At 63.0% G+C, this 13436-nt stretch carries 18 protein-coding genes; 10 read left to right on the top strand and 8 right to left on the bottom strand.

From position 1 onward, the window contains the following. Positions 1 to 175 precede the first annotated feature (175 nt). The 3 genes from ACKVEX_RS05080 to ACKVEX_RS05070 all read left to right on the top strand — a co-directional run bounded on the left by ACKVEX_RS05080 (position 176) and on the right by ACKVEX_RS05070 (position 2511). A complete protein-coding gene (locus ACKVEX_RS05080; RefSeq protein ID WP_473214617.1) occupies positions 176 to 424 on the top strand; it encodes an acyl carrier protein in 249 nt (82 codons plus the stop codon). A 500-nt stretch (positions 425 to 924) separates the two neighbouring features. After that, positions 925 to 1092, top strand: coding sequence for a DUF4351 domain-containing protein (locus tag ACKVEX_RS05075; protein WP_473214616.1), 168 nt, complete (start codon positions 925 to 927; stop codon positions 1090 to 1092). Between the two features lie 528 nt (positions 1093 to 1620). After that, complete coding sequence (locus tag ACKVEX_RS05070; protein WP_473214615.1) at positions 1621 to 2511, top strand: Rpn family recombination-promoting nuclease/putative transposase; 891 nt, start codon at positions 1621 to 1623, stop codon at positions 2509 to 2511. 259 nt (positions 2512 to 2770) lie between these two features. Here the strand turns inward: ACKVEX_RS05070 and ACKVEX_RS05065 are convergent, their stop codons facing one another. After that, entirely contained in the window at positions 2771 to 3187 is a 417-nt protein-coding gene (locus ACKVEX_RS05065) for a helix-turn-helix domain-containing protein (RefSeq protein ID WP_473214614.1), read from the bottom strand. Between the two features lie 25 nt (positions 3188 to 3212). On the opposite strand from ACKVEX_RS05065, the gene ACKVEX_RS05060 reads away from it, so the two are divergent. The 4 genes from ACKVEX_RS05060 to ACKVEX_RS05045 all read left to right on the top strand — a co-directional run bounded on the left by ACKVEX_RS05060 (position 3213) and on the right by ACKVEX_RS05045 (position 4657). Then, complete coding sequence (locus ACKVEX_RS05060; protein WP_473214613.1) at positions 3213 to 3467, top strand: FitA-like ribbon-helix-helix domain-containing protein; 255 nt, start codon at positions 3213 to 3215, stop codon at positions 3465 to 3467. After that, positions 3464 to 3886 carry a PIN domain-containing protein gene (locus ACKVEX_RS05055; protein WP_473214612.1) on the top strand — a complete coding sequence of 141 codons (423 nt, stop codon included), beginning with the start codon at positions 3464 to 3466 and terminating at the stop codon, positions 3884 to 3886. The genes ACKVEX_RS05060 and ACKVEX_RS05055 overlap by 4 nt, the downstream gene beginning before the upstream one ends. Before the next feature lie 202 nt (positions 3887 to 4088). Further along, a complete protein-coding gene (locus tag ACKVEX_RS05050) occupies positions 4089 to 4289 on the top strand; it encodes a type II toxin-antitoxin system VapB family antitoxin (protein WP_473214611.1) in 201 nt (66 codons plus the stop codon). Then, positions 4286 to 4657, top strand: a complete 372-nt coding sequence (locus ACKVEX_RS05045; protein ID WP_473214610.1) for a type II toxin-antitoxin system VapC family toxin — start codon at positions 4286 to 4288, stop codon at positions 4655 to 4657. The genes ACKVEX_RS05050 and ACKVEX_RS05045 overlap by 4 nt, the downstream gene beginning before the upstream one ends. A 66-nt stretch (positions 4658 to 4723) precedes the next feature. On the opposite strand, the gene ACKVEX_RS05040 is transcribed toward ACKVEX_RS05045, so the two are convergent. Continuing rightward, positions 4724 to 5095: a hypothetical protein gene (locus tag ACKVEX_RS05040; RefSeq protein ID WP_473214609.1), complete on the bottom strand. Its 372-nt coding sequence runs from the start codon at positions 5093 to 5095 to the stop codon at positions 4724 to 4726. 4 nt (positions 5096 to 5099) lie between these two features. Between ACKVEX_RS05040 and ACKVEX_RS05035 the strand changes: the two genes are divergently transcribed. Both ACKVEX_RS05035 and ACKVEX_RS05030 read left to right on the top strand, forming a co-directional pair. Beyond that, on the top strand, positions 5100 to 5606 hold the full coding sequence (locus tag ACKVEX_RS05035; RefSeq protein WP_473214608.1) for a DUF4351 domain-containing protein: 507 nt from the start codon (positions 5100 to 5102) through the stop codon (positions 5604 to 5606). A 234-nt stretch (positions 5607 to 5840) separates the two neighbouring features. Beyond that, positions 5841 to 6002, top strand: a complete 162-nt coding sequence (locus ACKVEX_RS05030; protein WP_473214607.1) for a hypothetical protein — start codon at positions 5841 to 5843, stop codon at positions 6000 to 6002. 107 nt (positions 6003 to 6109) lie between these two features. On the opposite strand, the gene ACKVEX_RS05025 is transcribed toward ACKVEX_RS05030, so the two are convergent. After that, positions 6110 to 7936 carry an asparagine synthetase B family protein gene (locus ACKVEX_RS05025; protein WP_473214606.1) on the bottom strand — a complete coding sequence of 609 codons (1827 nt, stop codon included), beginning with the start codon at positions 7934 to 7936 and terminating at the stop codon, positions 6110 to 6112. A 162-nt stretch (positions 7937 to 8098) separates the two neighbouring features. On the opposite strand from ACKVEX_RS05025, the gene ACKVEX_RS05020 reads away from it, so the two are divergent. Further along, complete coding sequence (locus ACKVEX_RS05020; protein ID WP_473214605.1) at positions 8099 to 8647, top strand: Uma2 family endonuclease; 549 nt, start codon at positions 8099 to 8101, stop codon at positions 8645 to 8647. A 7-nt stretch (positions 8648 to 8654) separates the two neighbouring features. Here the strand turns inward: ACKVEX_RS05020 and ACKVEX_RS05015 are convergent, their stop codons facing one another. The 5 genes from ACKVEX_RS05015 to argB form a co-directional block, all read right to left on the bottom strand. Then, entirely contained in the window at positions 8655 to 9911 is a 1257-nt protein-coding gene (locus ACKVEX_RS05015; protein ID WP_473214604.1) for a pyridoxal-dependent decarboxylase, exosortase A system-associated, read from the bottom strand. Between the two features lie 36 nt (positions 9912 to 9947). Beyond that, the gene (locus ACKVEX_RS05010; protein WP_473214603.1) at positions 9948 to 10229 is read right to left on the bottom strand and encodes a type II toxin-antitoxin system RelE family toxin; all 282 of its coding nucleotides are present in this window, start codon (positions 10227 to 10229) and stop codon (positions 9948 to 9950) included. Beyond that, entirely contained in the window at positions 10219 to 10467 is a 249-nt protein-coding gene (locus ACKVEX_RS05005) for a type II toxin-antitoxin system Phd/YefM family antitoxin (RefSeq protein WP_473214602.1), read from the bottom strand. Before ACKVEX_RS05005 ends, ACKVEX_RS05010 begins: the two co-directional genes overlap by 11 nt. A gap of 247 nt (positions 10468 to 10714) precedes the next feature. Beyond that, positions 10715 to 12337 (bottom strand): acyl-CoA ligase (AMP-forming), exosortase A system-associated, encoded by a 1623-nt coding sequence (locus ACKVEX_RS05000; RefSeq protein WP_473214601.1) that lies wholly within the window; start codon positions 12335 to 12337, stop codon positions 10715 to 10717. Positions 12338 to 12442: 105 nt separating this feature from the next. Further along, entirely contained in the window at positions 12443 to 13351 is a 909-nt protein-coding gene (argB, locus tag ACKVEX_RS04995) for an acetylglutamate kinase (RefSeq protein ID WP_473214600.1), read from the bottom strand. Positions 13352 to 13436: the final 85 nt, after the last annotated feature.

Genomic DNA, 13436 nt, shown 5'->3' with positions numbered 1-13436 from the left:
CATGAGCGATGCTTGAGGGCTGATCTGCATCCCCTCGAGTGGGTCTGATGTTGGGGGACAACGCAGGCCGCCGGCCGGATATAATCCCGTCCCTGAAAGCCTGCGGGGGCCAACTGCAAGGTGTTGAGTCGCTTGCCCGTGCGGCGAGAGAAGCGACGACAAGGGAGAGAAGATTTTGGATATCCGTAAGGAAGTTCTGTCGATCATCGATGATGTGCTCAGCCTAAATGGCCGTGCCGCAAACTTTGGTAATGACACCCCGCTGTTGGGTGCGATCCCGGAGCTGGATTCGATGGCGGTGGTTGGGCTGATCAACATGCTGGAAGAGCGCTTCGGTTTCTTCGTGGATGATGACGAAATCGACGGCGCGACCTTCGAGACGGTCGGCACGCTGGTGGAATTTGTCGAGAGCAAGCTGGGGTGAGGGTACTCCGCCGGGTCGATGGCCCGGTTTGGCAGGCACCGCTGCCCCTGGTTGCGATGGACGGAGTCTCAGGACTGGCCGGCGATTGGTGAAGCTGAGATGGATGTATGGCCATCGGTCCACAAGGCTGAGCTGCATGGCACCCCATTTGACGAAGCTCGCGCAGGCGATCGTCTGGATGCCTAGGAGGCTGTCGGACTTGAGGCTGATCTACTGCGCCGGTGGGAGAAGCGGTCCATATCTGCCCGATTTTTCGTTGCATAGAACCACTATGCGCCTCAAAATCGACCAGATCTGTCCTCGCTTTCCCACCCGGCTCGTGACGATCGCTCAAGTCCGACAGCCTCCTAGCCTTCGGTGTGCAGCGAGGGATGACGGGTTGAAGGCCGAGATGCGTGGCCGGCGACAATTAGCCTGACCTGCGTGTTGCCTCACGATTATCGATACCCGAGCGATGCTTTTGCCTTACTTACGCTGCTAAGCGTCGAGAACGGTCACTGGTGCGCTTGATATGGAGGATCCTCGAACGCCAGTTGACCAAACGCTTCGGCCCGGTCGACGAGGCATGTCGCGCCCGCCTGCGCTCCGCGACCGTCGAGCAACTCGAATGTTGGGCCGATCGGATTCTCGACGCGCAAACAGTGGATGCGGTTTTTACTGAGCAGTGAAGCGCTGTTCGGCACGATCGTGCTTGACGGCCCGTCCATCGCCTTGGCAATGCGGCCACCATGTCCACGTGTTCTTAAAGTACGGGATTCTCGGTGTGTCTGCCCGGGCCAACGACGATGGTGTCGGCAAGCGGGGTGGTGCAGACGAATAAGAGCAGAATCGGTGCGACTGCTCTGCAACATGATGATCGGACGAAGTGATGCCTTGCGGGCTGCATGCGCTCAGTCTAGATCGTGGCGCCTGTTCTGTCTTCGATTCGCGTTGCGAACGGATTCCTCATACCCTTGGTTTCCTGGTCACCCAATGCGCCGGTTGGATCTGGAACTGGGAAGTGTCCGCAAGCGAAGGATACAGTGCCTTCTCACGAGAGACGTTGGGCGGCGCTGCAGTGCCCGGCAAGAAGATTACGGATCAACAAGTGCGCAAATACAAGGAAGCAAGATGGCGCTACTGGTTCTGTCGCATTGGGAGATGATGTGTAGATAAGTGCTAAAATTACCCGATTGGCATTAAATGATAGTGCTTCAATGACTCTCCTTGATCCCAAGAACGACTTCGTCTTCAAACGTTTGTTTGTCGACGCGCCCGTGTTGCTTGCGGCGCTCATCAACGCGGTGCGCAGCACCGAGCCGGCGGTGGAGATCGTCGAGGTGCTCAATCCCCGTATCGAACCTGAGGAGCTTGCGGGCAAGTTCATCGTGCTCGATGTGCTCGCGCAGGACGCGGACGGGCGGCGCTACAACATCGAAATGCAGGTACGCCGCTACGGCGCGTGGAGCGCGCGCAGCGCTTACTATCTTGCGCGCACGCTCACCCAGCAGTTGAACGGTGGCGAGGATTACCAGAGCCTGAAGTCGGCCATCGGCATTCACCTGCTCGATTTTGAACTCTTCACCGCCCTCGAGCACCAACAGCAAGCCGTGTGGTGCTTCGAGTTGCGCGACCGGTTGCAGCCCGCGCTCAAGCTCGGTGATGAACTACAATTGAATCTGATTGAACTGCCCAAGGCCGACCGCCTGGGTGCGGGCAACCCGGCACTGGCGGCCTGGATTGCCTTTCTGGAGCACTGGCACGAGGAGCACACGATGGCGCAAATTGATTACCCGCCGGTTCAGCAGGCACTCGAGCAGATAAAACACCTGAGCGCGGACGAGGAGACTCGACGGTTGGCTTTCGTGCGCGAGCGCGCGCTGCGTGACGAGCGCAGCGAACTTCGTGCGGCACGCGAGAAGGGCAAACTCGAGGGCAAACTCGAGGGCGAGGCCGCGATCCTCGAACGCCAGTTGACCAAACGCTTCGGCCCGGTCGACGAGGCATGTCGCGCCCGCCTGCGCTCCGCGACGGTCGAGCAACTCGAATGTTGGGCCGACCGGATTCTTGATGCGCAAACGGTGGATGCGGTTTTTACTGAGCAGTGAAGCGCTGTTCGGCACGATCGTGCTTGACGGCCCGTTCATCGCCTTGGCAATGCCGCCACCATGTCCACGTGTTCCCAAAGTACGGGATTCTCGGTGTGTCTGCCTTGGCCGATGATGTTGCCCACGAGCAGTGCGTTGCCGCCGTTGGGCAGGTCGACCGCATATGAGGCGCTGCCGCCCGGAAGCTTGCTCCCGTTGTGGGAGCGCCGCGAGGCGCGAAACGGGCTTGGTCACCGGCACTGAAATCTCCCACGACAGTTCATGCGAACGTGTTAAAAAAGATCGCTGCTGAGACTCCGGACCGTTCGCTCAGCGCTCGTATTTGCCGAATATTGAGCTCGCGCTTGCCCGTGAGGATTTCGGAAACGACGCCCTGGCTGCCGATTTCGGCGAGGTCGCTTTGCTTCAGACCGTGCTGCTCCATCAGGAACTTCAAGGCCTGCACGCCGGTGGTTTCGGGTAGGGGAGGGTGTTCGGCTTCGTAGTCCTCGATGAGGTCGCCCACGATATCGACCAAACCCATGGCGGGATGGGTTTCGTCACCTCGGGTTTCCTCGAGCAGGGCTTCAAGCATCTCGGTCATCCGCGCGTAGTGGGTGCGGCAGGTGCGTCTTGCTGGTCTGCTGTGGGGCGCGTCGATTGCGACCATGATTGCATTTTGATAGAGTGCATGCATTGATATCAAAAATAGGATTTGCAATATGCCGTCAGTAACCGTTCGAAACCTACCAGATGAAGTGCATCGCGCCATTCGCGTGCGGGCCGCTCAACACGGCCGCAGCATCGAGGCCGAGCTGCGTGACATCCTGGAGTCCGCCGTGAAGCCGCAGGGAAGGGTCAAGCTGGGTTCGCTACTGGCCGAGATCGGCCGCAAGGCCAAGCTGACCGATGAGGAGTTCGCCGTGTTCGAGAGTGCGCGCGACAGAACCCCGGCCCGTACTGCGAGCTTTGAATGATTCTGCTCGATACCAACGTGGTCTCGGAGCCGCTGCGTAGTGCCCCTGAGGCCCGCGTCATAGACTGGATAGACGCGCAACCTCTGGAAACGCTTTACCTTTCCGCAATGACCGTTGCCGAACTGCGCGCCGGGGTGGCGTTGTTGCCGGCCGGGAAGCGCCGGGCGGTGCTGCATGAGAGCCTTGAAAAGCGCGTGTTGCCGATGTTCGTCGGTCGCGTGTCGCCGTTCGATATGGCTTGCACAAACGCTTATGCCGAACTGCTGGCGAAAATTCGCAAGGCTGGCAGCGGAATCGAGACTGCAGATGCCTGCATTGCGGCGGTCGCCGTAGCCAACGGGTTTGCCGTTGCTACACGCGACACCAGCCCCTTCCAGGCTGCTGGCCTGACCGTTATCAATCCTTGGGACGGCGAATGAGGCAAGGAGGTTTCGGACCGGCAGCCCGGGCGCTGCGTTCTTGAGGGGTCTAAACGATTGCCCTGGCTGATCTACGCAGTGGATCAATCCTGCAAATCCAGTGTCGTCCGGAGGTTCTGCTAGCCGGGTCTGGTGTTTGTAGGCACGTTTTCAGGCGTCATGCGATGCTATTAATGATGCACGCATTCACGAGGAGACCGCCATGCGCACCACCCTCGCACTCGACGACGAGTTGCTTGCCAAGGCCCGGGCGCTGACCGGGCTGACTGAAAAATCCACTCTGGTGAAGGAAGCCCTGCGCGCGCTGATTCAACGCGAAAGCGCACGGCGCCTGGCACTGTTGGGCGGCTCCGAGCTGCAGTTGAAAGACATTCCCCGGCGGCAGTCTGAGCCCGCTGCATGATCCTCGTCGATACGTCGATCTGGATCGATCACCTGCGGCGATCGGATGAACACCTCTCCGGCCTGCTCGTCGGGGGAAGCGTGTTGATGCACTCGTATGTGCTGGGCGAACTGGCACTGGGCAATTTGAAGAACCGTGCGGTCGTGCTGGGTTCGATGAGCGACCTTCCTCAGTCGGTCGTGGCGACAGACGACGAGGTGCTCCGGTTCATCGACACGCATGCGCTCTTCGGGCCGGGCATTGGCTACATCGACGCGCATCTGCTTGCCGCCGTGAGACTGTCGCCCGGCGCAAGATTGTGGACGCGGGACCGGCGCCTGAGCGCCGCGAGTGCTCGCCTCGGTCTCGCGTATTCACAAGCGCATTGATCAGTAAGTATCTACGGTGTAAAAACGCTCCGGCCGAAATCCAGGGAACGGGTCGTGCAACGATGGTCAATTGCCGGCGAAGATGTCGTCAAGGCTGGGGGCGTCGAGCACGCGCTCGGCCCATAGTTCGAGCTGCTCGGGGGTGGCTTGGGACAGGCGTTCGCGGTTCCAGTTACGTGCGTAGAGCAAGCGTACGAGGCGGCGCTTGGCTTCGAAACGACTTTCGGGGTTGCGGCGAGTGTGGCGGGTCAGGTGGTGCGCTGCGGTAACGAGGGCGAAAGGGTTTGGATTTTCGAGCAGCGCGTGGAGATCGTCGGTCAGATCGGTGAGTTTGGCGACGGGGTAGTGCAGGTGGTGTCGGCAGCCGAATAGCTCGAAGCCGAAGTTCGACACACGCCACGCGGGATCGCCGTCGGCCAGCACGGCCAGGCTGGCCACGGGGTTGCGCGACCGGTTGCAGCCCGCGCTCAAGCTCGGTGATGAACTACAATTGAATCTGCTCGAACTGCCCAAGGCCGACCGCCTGGGTGCGGGCAACCCGGCACTGGCGGCCTGGATTGCCTTTCTGGAGCACTGGCACGAGGAGCACACGATGGCGCAAATTGATTACCCGCCGGTTCAGCAGGCACTCGAGCACATCAAACACCTGAGCGCCGACGAGGAAACGCGTCGACTGGCCTTTGTGCGCGAGCGCGCGCTACGTGACGAGCGTAGCGAACTTCGTGCGGCACGCGAGAAGGGAAAACTCGAGGGAAAACTCGAGGGCAAACTCGAGGGCAAACTCGAGGGCGAGGCCGCAATCCTCGAACGTCAGTTAACCAAACGCTTCGGCCCGCTCGACGATGCATGCCGCGCTCGCCTGCACACCGCGACGGTCGAGCAACTCGAATGTTGGGCCGACCGGATTCTTGATGCGCAAACGGTGGATGCGGTTTTTACTGAGCAGTGAAGCGCTGTTCGGCACGATCGTGCTTGACGGCCCGTCCATCGCCTTGGCAATGCCGCCACCATGTCCACGTGTTCCCAAAGTACGGGATTCTCGGTGTGTCTGCCCTGGCCGATGACGATGGTGTCGGCAAGCGGGGTGGTGCAGGCGAATACGAGCAGAATCGGTGCGACTGCTCTGCAACAGGATGGTCGGACGAAGTGATGCCTTGCGGGCTGCATGCGCTCAGTCTAGATCGTGGCGCCTGTTCTGTGGTTGCCGGGGCGCAATCCGGCGATGGGGGATGCAGCGATCAACGCGGTGGGGTTGGGCGCTGGCTGCCGGCTTGCGGCGCTGGACACTCTCAACGAGATTCGCCATCTGACGTGGAACCAGGTCTACCGCGCGACCCAGGTTTGAGGTGGGAGAAGATCACCAGCATCAAGCCGCCGCCCGGCATTGATGCGATCTACGCTTTGCGCATTACCCAGGCACCACATTTATTTCTCCGGCCCTTCGGCTCATTCCTACGCGTTCGAATGTTGCCGAAGCCACAGCTCCATCATCATCAGAATCCATACCATCTCGCCGTAGTAGCCCGGATGGGTGGGCAGATGGGTGTCCAGCAGTTCGTCGATGAAGGCCGTGCGGACGATGCCGCGTTGCTTGAGGGTGCCGAGGGTGTCGCGGGCGAGGGCCTTGAGGCCGGAGTGCTGGCAGGCCCAGACGCCGAAGGGCAGGCCGAAGCCGTGCTTCTTCTTCGCGATGATCTCGTCCGGCAGAAAACCGCGCAGCGCTTCCTTGAAGAACCAGCGCAGGGTCAGGCCCTTGAGCTTCCAGTCGGGCGGGATCGACAGGGAAAACTCGAGCAGTTCGTCGGACAGCAGCGGGAAGCCGACATCGAGGCCGGCAAGCTGGGTGGTGCCGATGACCTTGGGCAGGTCGTTGTCGGATAGCGTGTATTTCCAGTCCCACGCGAGCATGTGGTTGATCAGTGCGCCGGCATGGATCCCTTGCCAGGTGTCGCGCTGCTGCTGCAGCGGCAGGCCGGTGTCCACGCCTGCGAGGAATTCTGGCGTGAAGACGCTTGCAGGGCCCAGTCGGTGCAGCATGTTGTACATCTGCTGGCGGTCCGGCATCGGCACGCGCGCCTGCTCGACGTAGCTGACGCCCTTTTTGATCAGCGGGATGCGGTTCATGCCGGGCAGTGCGAGCACCGGTTCCAGCGCGGCCTTGCGCATCAGGCCCGGAATGGTGTCGTACCAGCCGAAGACGCGCTGCTTGGCGTAGCGGGTGTTGCCGCCGAAGAGTTCGTCGCCGCCGTCGCCGGCCAGCAGTTTGTCGACGCCGTCCGCACGGGCGCGGCTGGCGCAGATCCAGGCGGGTACCGCGGACGAGTTGCCGAAGGGCTGGTCGTAGTGCACCGCGACTTTGGGGATGCCACCGAGCAGGTCGTCCGGGGTGACGTAGTACTCGTGGTGATCGACGCCGAAGCGATTGGCGGCGATGCGGGCGTATTCCATCTCGTCGTAGCCGCTGGCGTCGAAGCCGATCGAGTAGCTCTTTGCGGGCTGGCCGAGCGCCTTGGTGAGCATGCCGGCGACGGTGGAGCTGTCGGTGCCGCCGGACAGGAAGCAGCCGATGTGGTCTTCATGGCCGCGGGCTTCGAGCGCGACCGAGCGTTCGACGATGTCCAGGAACTGGCGTTTGCTGTCTTCGAGGTCGGGAAAGTGGTGTTCGTCGAAACGCGGCGTCCACCACGGCGTGATCGTGGTCTGGCCGTCGGACCAGTTGAGCGCGTGCGCGGCGGGCAGGCGCCGGATGCCGTCGAAGATGGTCTGCGGCGCCGGGATCATGTGGAAATACAGGTAGTCGAACACCGCCTGGTGCGACAGCCGGCGCGCGACGTCCGGGATGCTGTCGGCGCGGTCGGAAAAGCACAGTGCACCGTCGTGCTCGGCGTGGCACAGCGGCCAGGTGCCGAAGCGGTCGGTCATGAGCCGGGTCTGGCGGGTGTCGGCATCGATCAGCACGACCGCGAAGCGGCCTTTGGCGAGCGCTGTCGCGCGGTCGCCGTGGCGGCGGAAGGCTTCGATCCAGGCGGCGGCCGGGCCGCGCGTGGTGACCAGCGCGGCGAGCTCGGCGTCGTCGAAGCGCGGTTCACCCGGCGCGACGCAGATCAGCGTGCCATCGCGCAGTGCCGGCGTGTCCGCCGTGTGCGCGACATAGCCGCCATCGAAGGCGATGACCGAGTGTCCCGGGTGGTCGGCGGCTAGATGCGAAGCTGGTACGTTCGTAGAGGACGACGGGTGAGCGACTCGACCGAAAAACCGTGCGTGCAAGACGTTCTCCATGAGTGGATCGTGCGGTGATCTTCGTTGCGCGAAGGCTCCGGCGCAGCATGACAACGCAGAATGGTCGGCCAAAGCGCATGACATGGCAAGCCGACTTTTCCACGGTTGGACAGGGATTGGCTTTGTCCTGCAGAATAGGTCTTATAGCCCGAGGAGTGCGACATGGCATTACCTGTCCACGAGCTGTCGCTGGCCGAGTTTCTCGAGTGGGAAAACGCGCAGCCGGAACGGAACGAGTTCTATCGCGGCGAAGTATTTGCGATGGTGGGGGCCAGGCGCGTTCACGGTCTGGTGACGCTCAATGTAGCCACATCGCTCAAGCACCAATTGAAGGGCTCGCCGTGTAGCGCATTTGTCGAGGCGATGAAGCTGCAGGTCGGCGATGACAGCCTTTTCTACCCGGATGTGTTCGTGACCTGCGATCCGGCCGACCTCGCGACCGACATCATCTTCCGCGCGCCGACGGTGATCGTCGAGGTTCTGTCGGAGAGCACCCAGGCTTTCGACCGGGGCGTCAAGTTTTCATGCTACCGACGGATTCCGTCGCTGCGCGAATACCTGCTGATCGACCCGGATATGCGTAGCGTGGAGTTGTTCCGGCGCGGCAACGATGGGTTGTTCACGCTGCACGATTACACCGGCGTGGACCGGTTTCCGCTGACGTCGATCGAGTGCGAGCTGACGCAGGACGAGATCTTCGAAGGGGTTTGAGAAGACCTCAAACGAGCACCTCCATCACCGCCGGATGCCCCAGAAAGCCTTGTGGACTCGCGCTGGCGCCGTAGGCGCCGGACTGGAACACGACGACGAGGTCGCCGACTTGTGCATGGCCGAGCGGCATCTTGTCGGCGACGATGTCGAGCGGGGTGCATAGCGGGCCGACCACCGAGGCGGGTTCGACGCCCTCGGGCGGGGTCATGCGGTTGCCGATCGCGACCGGGTAGTTCTTGCGGATGACCTGGCCGAAGTTGCCGGAGTTGGCGAGGTGGTGGTGCAGGCCGCCGTCGGCCACGAGGTAGGTGTGGCCGCGCGAGATCTTGCGGTCGAGGATGCGGCAGACGTAGACGCCGGCCTCGCCGACGAGGTAGCGGCCGAGTTCGAGGACGATCTCGGCTTGCGGAAGCTTGCTGGCCGCTTCCATCTGTATCGTGGCCAGGTTGTCGCCGATCGGGGCGAGGTCGAGCGGCTGCTCGCCGGGGAAGTAGGGGATGCCGAAGCCGCCGCCGAGGTTGAGGAACTTGACCGGGGCCGGGGCGTGTTCGGCCAGGCGCAGCGCGAGGTCGAAGCACTTGCGCTGGGCTTCGACGATGGCCTCGGCCTTGAGGTTCTGCGAACCGGCGAAAAGGTGGAAGCCCTCGAAGGCGAGGTCGGCCTGGCCGATCTCGGCGAGAAGTTGCGGCACCTGCTCGGCATCGACGCCGAACTGCTTGGGGCCACCGCCCATCTTCATGCCGGAGGACTTGAGCTCGAAGTCCGGATTGACGCGCACCGATACCCGCGCCGGCACCCCGAGTTCGCGGGCGGCCGCGGCGAGTACGCCGACTTCGCGGAAGGACTCGATATTGACCATGATGCCGGCCGCGACCGCCTGCCGCAGCTCGGCATCGGTCTTGCCGGGGCCGGCGAAGCTGATTTCGTCCGGATCGGCTCCGACGTCGAGCGCGATCTTGAGTTCGCCGGCCGACGCGACGTCGATGCCTTCGACCCGCCGCGCCATGTGGGCGACCACCGCCGGCATCGGATTGGCCTTCATCGCATAGTGCAGCTTGATGCCGCGCGGCAGCGCTGCGCGCAACTGGGCGACCCGCGCGTCGAGCAGGCTGCGGTCGTAGGCGTAGAAGGGTGTGCGTCCCACGCGCGCGGCCAGACGGCCCAGGGTCATGCCGCCGATCGTCAGTTCGTCGTTCCAGGCCTGGAACTGGGTCATCGGCGTGTGGGTGGGGGGGCGGGTGTCTCGGAGGGGCTGGGTGCTCATGGACTAAAGATACCTGCGTTTGCGTTGTGTGAGGTGCTATCGTCGCGCGGCGGTTCGATAAACGTCGCTACGCTCGCGCTTTCCGACGGCGATGACGACGACTACGATTTCGGCGTCGCGTACCTCATACACCAGCCGGAAACCTGCGCTGCGCAGCTTGATCTTGAAGCGATCGGGGTGTCCGGCGAGGCGCGCTGCCGATACGCGCGGATGCTCGAGTCGCTCGCCCAGTTTTTTCTTGAACTGAGCGCGGACAGTGGCGTCGAGTTTGTGCCATTCCTTGAGCGCTTCGTCCTTGAACTTGAGCTTATAGCTCACTCAGCGTCACCTCGATCTCTGTTTGGCCGGATCGATCGTCGGCGATCCGGTTCAGTTCGAGGTCTTCAATACGGTCCAGTAGCGCCTCGTAGGCCTCGGCCGGGATGCAGTAGAACGCCGGTTCGTTGCGGTTGAGGATCGCCACCGGAAAACCTTCTCCGGCCGCGACCGTACCCATCGGGTTGCGCTTCAATTCCGAGATGCTGGCAGTGGTCTGGGAGAGGATGATGTGGGTCATGGTTCTTTAAAGGTGTCTTTAAAGGTGCTCATGATAGCACTGAGAGAAAGTTGAAGAATTCGTGCACTCGTTCGAGACGGTCACAGTGCTTCGCGCTCCTGCAACGGCAACGGCGCTGCGCAGCTGGCCTCCAGCTGCTGGATGAAATCCGGATCGAACGCAGTCGCTGCGTCGACCAAGGCCTGGCCCCGCGATGATGGACCCGGATGGATGCTGAGATCGCCGTCAGGCGAGTCCTGACGGGCGTTCAAGTTGGCTTCCCGCTGGACGATGACTCGGCCATCCGCTCGATCTCCTCGCTGCTCAGCAACTTGCGATCGATCTTGCCGTTGGGGTTGCGCGGCAGCGGGCCGGCGCGGACCTGTAGGCGGCTCGGCACCATGTAGGCGGGCATGCGGGCGCGGCATTCGGTGAGGATCGCGACCATGTCGAAAGTGCCGCTGGCGGGCGGTGTCGCGATGACGGCGATGGCCTGGCCGAGGGTGTCGTGCGGGACGCCGAAGGCGACGCATTCGCCGACCAGCTGGGTGGCGTAGAGGATCTCTTCGACTTCGGTCGGGCTGACCCGGTAGCCGGAGGTCTTGATCATCTCGTCGCGGCGGCCGATGAAGTACAGGTAGCCTTCTTCGTCCATGCGCACCGTGTCGCCGGAGAAGACGGCGATCTCGGGCAGCACGAGGCCGGCTTCGCGACCGGGGGCGTGGGCCGGCAGCGGCTTGAAGCGCTCGGCGGTCTTGTCCGGGTCGTTCCAGTAACCCATCGCGACCAGGGCGCCGCGCTGGACCAGCTCGCCCGGTTCATGCGGGGCGCAGGGTGTGCCGTCCTCGCGCAGGACGAAGACGTCGGCGTTGGGGATGGCCTTGCCGATGGAGTCGGGCCGGAGGTCGACCTGATCGGGCGGCAGATAGGTGGCGCGAAAGGCTTCGGTGAGGCCGTACATCAGGTAGGGGCGGGTCTGGGGTAGCTTGCGACGCAGCGTGGTGAGCGTTTCGAGCGGCATGCGTCCGCCGGTGTTGGCGATGTAGCGAAGATGCTCGGTGATGGTGTCCGGCCAGTCCAGTGCGGCCAGCTGTATCCACAACGGTGGCACCGCGGTCAGCCCGGTGACGCGTTCCTTGGCGAGCGCCTTGATCACGTCGCGCGGCATCAGGTAGTTGAGCAGCACGACGCGCGCGCCGACATGGAAGGCGGTGGTGAGCTGGGAGAAGCCGGCATCGAAGGACAGCGGCAGCGCCGACAGCAGCGTGTCGTCGGCGCGATTCTCGAGATACTCGGCCACGCTCTTTGCGCCGGTGACCATGTTGCGATGGGACAGCACGACGCCCTTGGGCCGGCCGGTGCTGCCCGAAGTGTACAGAATCGCGACCATATCGGTGTCGATGACGCGGTGGCCGCCTGCCGGGGGCGTATCGCACAGCGCGGACCAGCCGTGCACCGAGGCGCCCGACAGCGTCGGGAGCGGTTCGGCGCTGCCCGTGAGGACCACGTGGCGCAGGTCGTGGCAGTGTGCGAGCGTGTCGGCGAGCGTTGCGAAGCGCTCCGGCGAGGTGACCAGCACGCGCACATTGCAGTCCTGCAGGATGTAGCCGACCTGTTCTGCCTTCAGGATCGGATTGACCGGCACGAATACGCCGCCCGCAGCCGACGCACCGAAGAAGGCGGCGACGGTTTCGATTCGCTTGTCCAGATAGACTGCGACCCGCTCGCCACGCGCCAGTCCGAGCGCGATCAGGCCGCTGGCGAAAGAAGCAGTCTGACGCTGAAGCTCGGCGTAATTCAGCGTATCCGGCCCGAAAGTGAGCGCCGAGGCCTCCGGCGTGCGTTCGGCCGAGGCGAGAATCAGGTGGTGGAGCAGGTAACTGACGGTCATGGATTGTCCTGAATGCGCAAGATCTTGTCGCTCATTCTCGCATCGACTGCCATGAAATCCATGTGTGTTATTGCATGGCCCGCTATGCGTGGCACGGGTAGATGCCTACTTGCTCTTGATCATCGTCCCGACCCCGTGGTCGGTCAGGATTTCCAGCAGCAGGCAGTGTTCGACCCGGCCGTCGATGATGTGCACCGACTTCACGCCGCTGCGGGCGGCGTCCAGCGCGGAGCCGATCTTGGGCAGCATGCCGCCGGACAATGTGCCGTCGGCGACCATCTGGTCGATCTCGCGAGGGGTCAGGCCGGTGAGCAGCTTGCCGTTTTCGTCGAGCACGCCGGAGGTGTTCGTGAGCAGGACGAGTTTTTCGGCCTTCAGGATCTCGGCCAGCTTGCCGGCGACCACGTCGGCATTGATGTTGTAGGTTTCGCCCTCGTCGCCGACGCCGATCGGCGCGATGACCGGGATGAAGTCGCCCTGATCGAGGAAGGAGATCAGGCTTGGGTCGATGCTGGTGATCTCGCCGACCTGGCCGACGTCGATCAGATCGCCCAGCGGCGCGTCCTTCTTCTGCATCAGCAGCTTGCGCGCACGGATGAAGTTGGCGTCCTTGCCGGTCAGCCCGACCGCCTTGCCGCCGGCCTGGTTGATCAGATTGACGATTTCCTTGTTGACCTGGCCGCCGAGGACCATCTCGACCACTTCCATGGTTTCGGCGTCGGTGACCCGCATGCCCTGGATGAATTCGCCCTTCTTGCCGACCCGCGCGAGCAGGCTCTCGATCTGCGGGCCGCCGCCGTGCACGACCACCGGGTTGAGGCCGACCAGCTTGAGCAGCACCACGTCGCGCGCGAAGCAGTCCTTCAGATGCGCGTCGGTCATCGCGTTGCCGCCGTACTTGATGACGATGGTCTTGTCGAAGAAGCGCTTGATGTAGGGCAGCGCCTCGGCCAGGATCTCGGCCTTGAGCGCCGGGGCGACGGATTTGGTGCTGGGCTTGGGCGTGTCGTTCATGTCGGCGTCCTTGTACGGCGAATACGGCAGTCGCGCCATTCTACAAGGACAGCCGGATGGATGTATGCACCGCAGCGCCCGTGCC

It is taken from the genome of Denitraticella aggregata, assembly GCF_048158365.1.
In the GTDB taxonomy this organism is placed as follows: Bacteria; Pseudomonadota; Gammaproteobacteria; order Burkholderiales; family Rhodocyclaceae; genus Azoarcus_F.
Note: the sequence above shows the minus strand (reverse complement) of the source record. Positions and strands in the feature narration are given on the sequence as shown.

Excerpts from the sequence above, each read along its gene's own strand:
- ACKVEX_RS05070 (WP_473214615.1), top strand. The coding sequence starts at position 1,621 with ATGACTCTCCTTGATCCCAAGAACGACTTCGTCTTCAAACGTTTGTTT.
- ACKVEX_RS05065 (WP_473214614.1), bottom strand. The coding sequence starts at position 3,187 with ATGCATGCACTCTATCAAAATGCAATCATGGTCGCAATCGACGCGCCC.
- ACKVEX_RS05060 (WP_473214613.1), top strand. The coding sequence starts at position 3,213 with ATGCCGTCAGTAACCGTTCGAAACCTACCAGATGAAGTGCATCGCGCC.
- ACKVEX_RS05055 (WP_473214612.1), top strand. The coding sequence starts at position 3,464 with ATGATTCTGCTCGATACCAACGTGGTCTCGGAGCCGCTGCGTAGTGCC.
- ACKVEX_RS05050 (WP_473214611.1), top strand. The coding sequence starts at position 4,089 with ATGCGCACCACCCTCGCACTCGACGACGAGTTGCTTGCCAAGGCCCGG.
- ACKVEX_RS05045 (WP_473214610.1), top strand. The coding sequence starts at position 4,286 with ATGATCCTCGTCGATACGTCGATCTGGATCGATCACCTGCGGCGATCG.
- ACKVEX_RS05025 (WP_473214606.1), bottom strand. The coding sequence starts at position 7,936 with ATGGAGAACGTCTTGCACGCACGGTTTTTCGGTCGAGTCGCTCACCCG.
- ACKVEX_RS05020 (WP_473214605.1), top strand. The coding sequence starts at position 8,099 with ATGGCATTACCTGTCCACGAGCTGTCGCTGGCCGAGTTTCTCGAGTGG.
- ACKVEX_RS05015 (WP_473214604.1), bottom strand. The coding sequence starts at position 9,911 with ATGAGCACCCAGCCCCTCCGAGACACCCGCCCCCCCACCCACACGCCG.
- ACKVEX_RS05005 (WP_473214602.1), bottom strand. The coding sequence starts at position 10,467 with ATGACCCACATCATCCTCTCCCAGACCACTGCCAGCATCTCGGAATTG.
- ACKVEX_RS05000 (WP_473214601.1), bottom strand. The coding sequence starts at position 12,337 with ATGACCGTCAGTTACCTGCTCCACCACCTGATTCTCGCCTCGGCCGAA.
- argB (WP_473214600.1), bottom strand. The coding sequence starts at position 13,351 with ATGAACGACACGCCCAAGCCCAGCACCAAATCCGTCGCCCCGGCGCTC.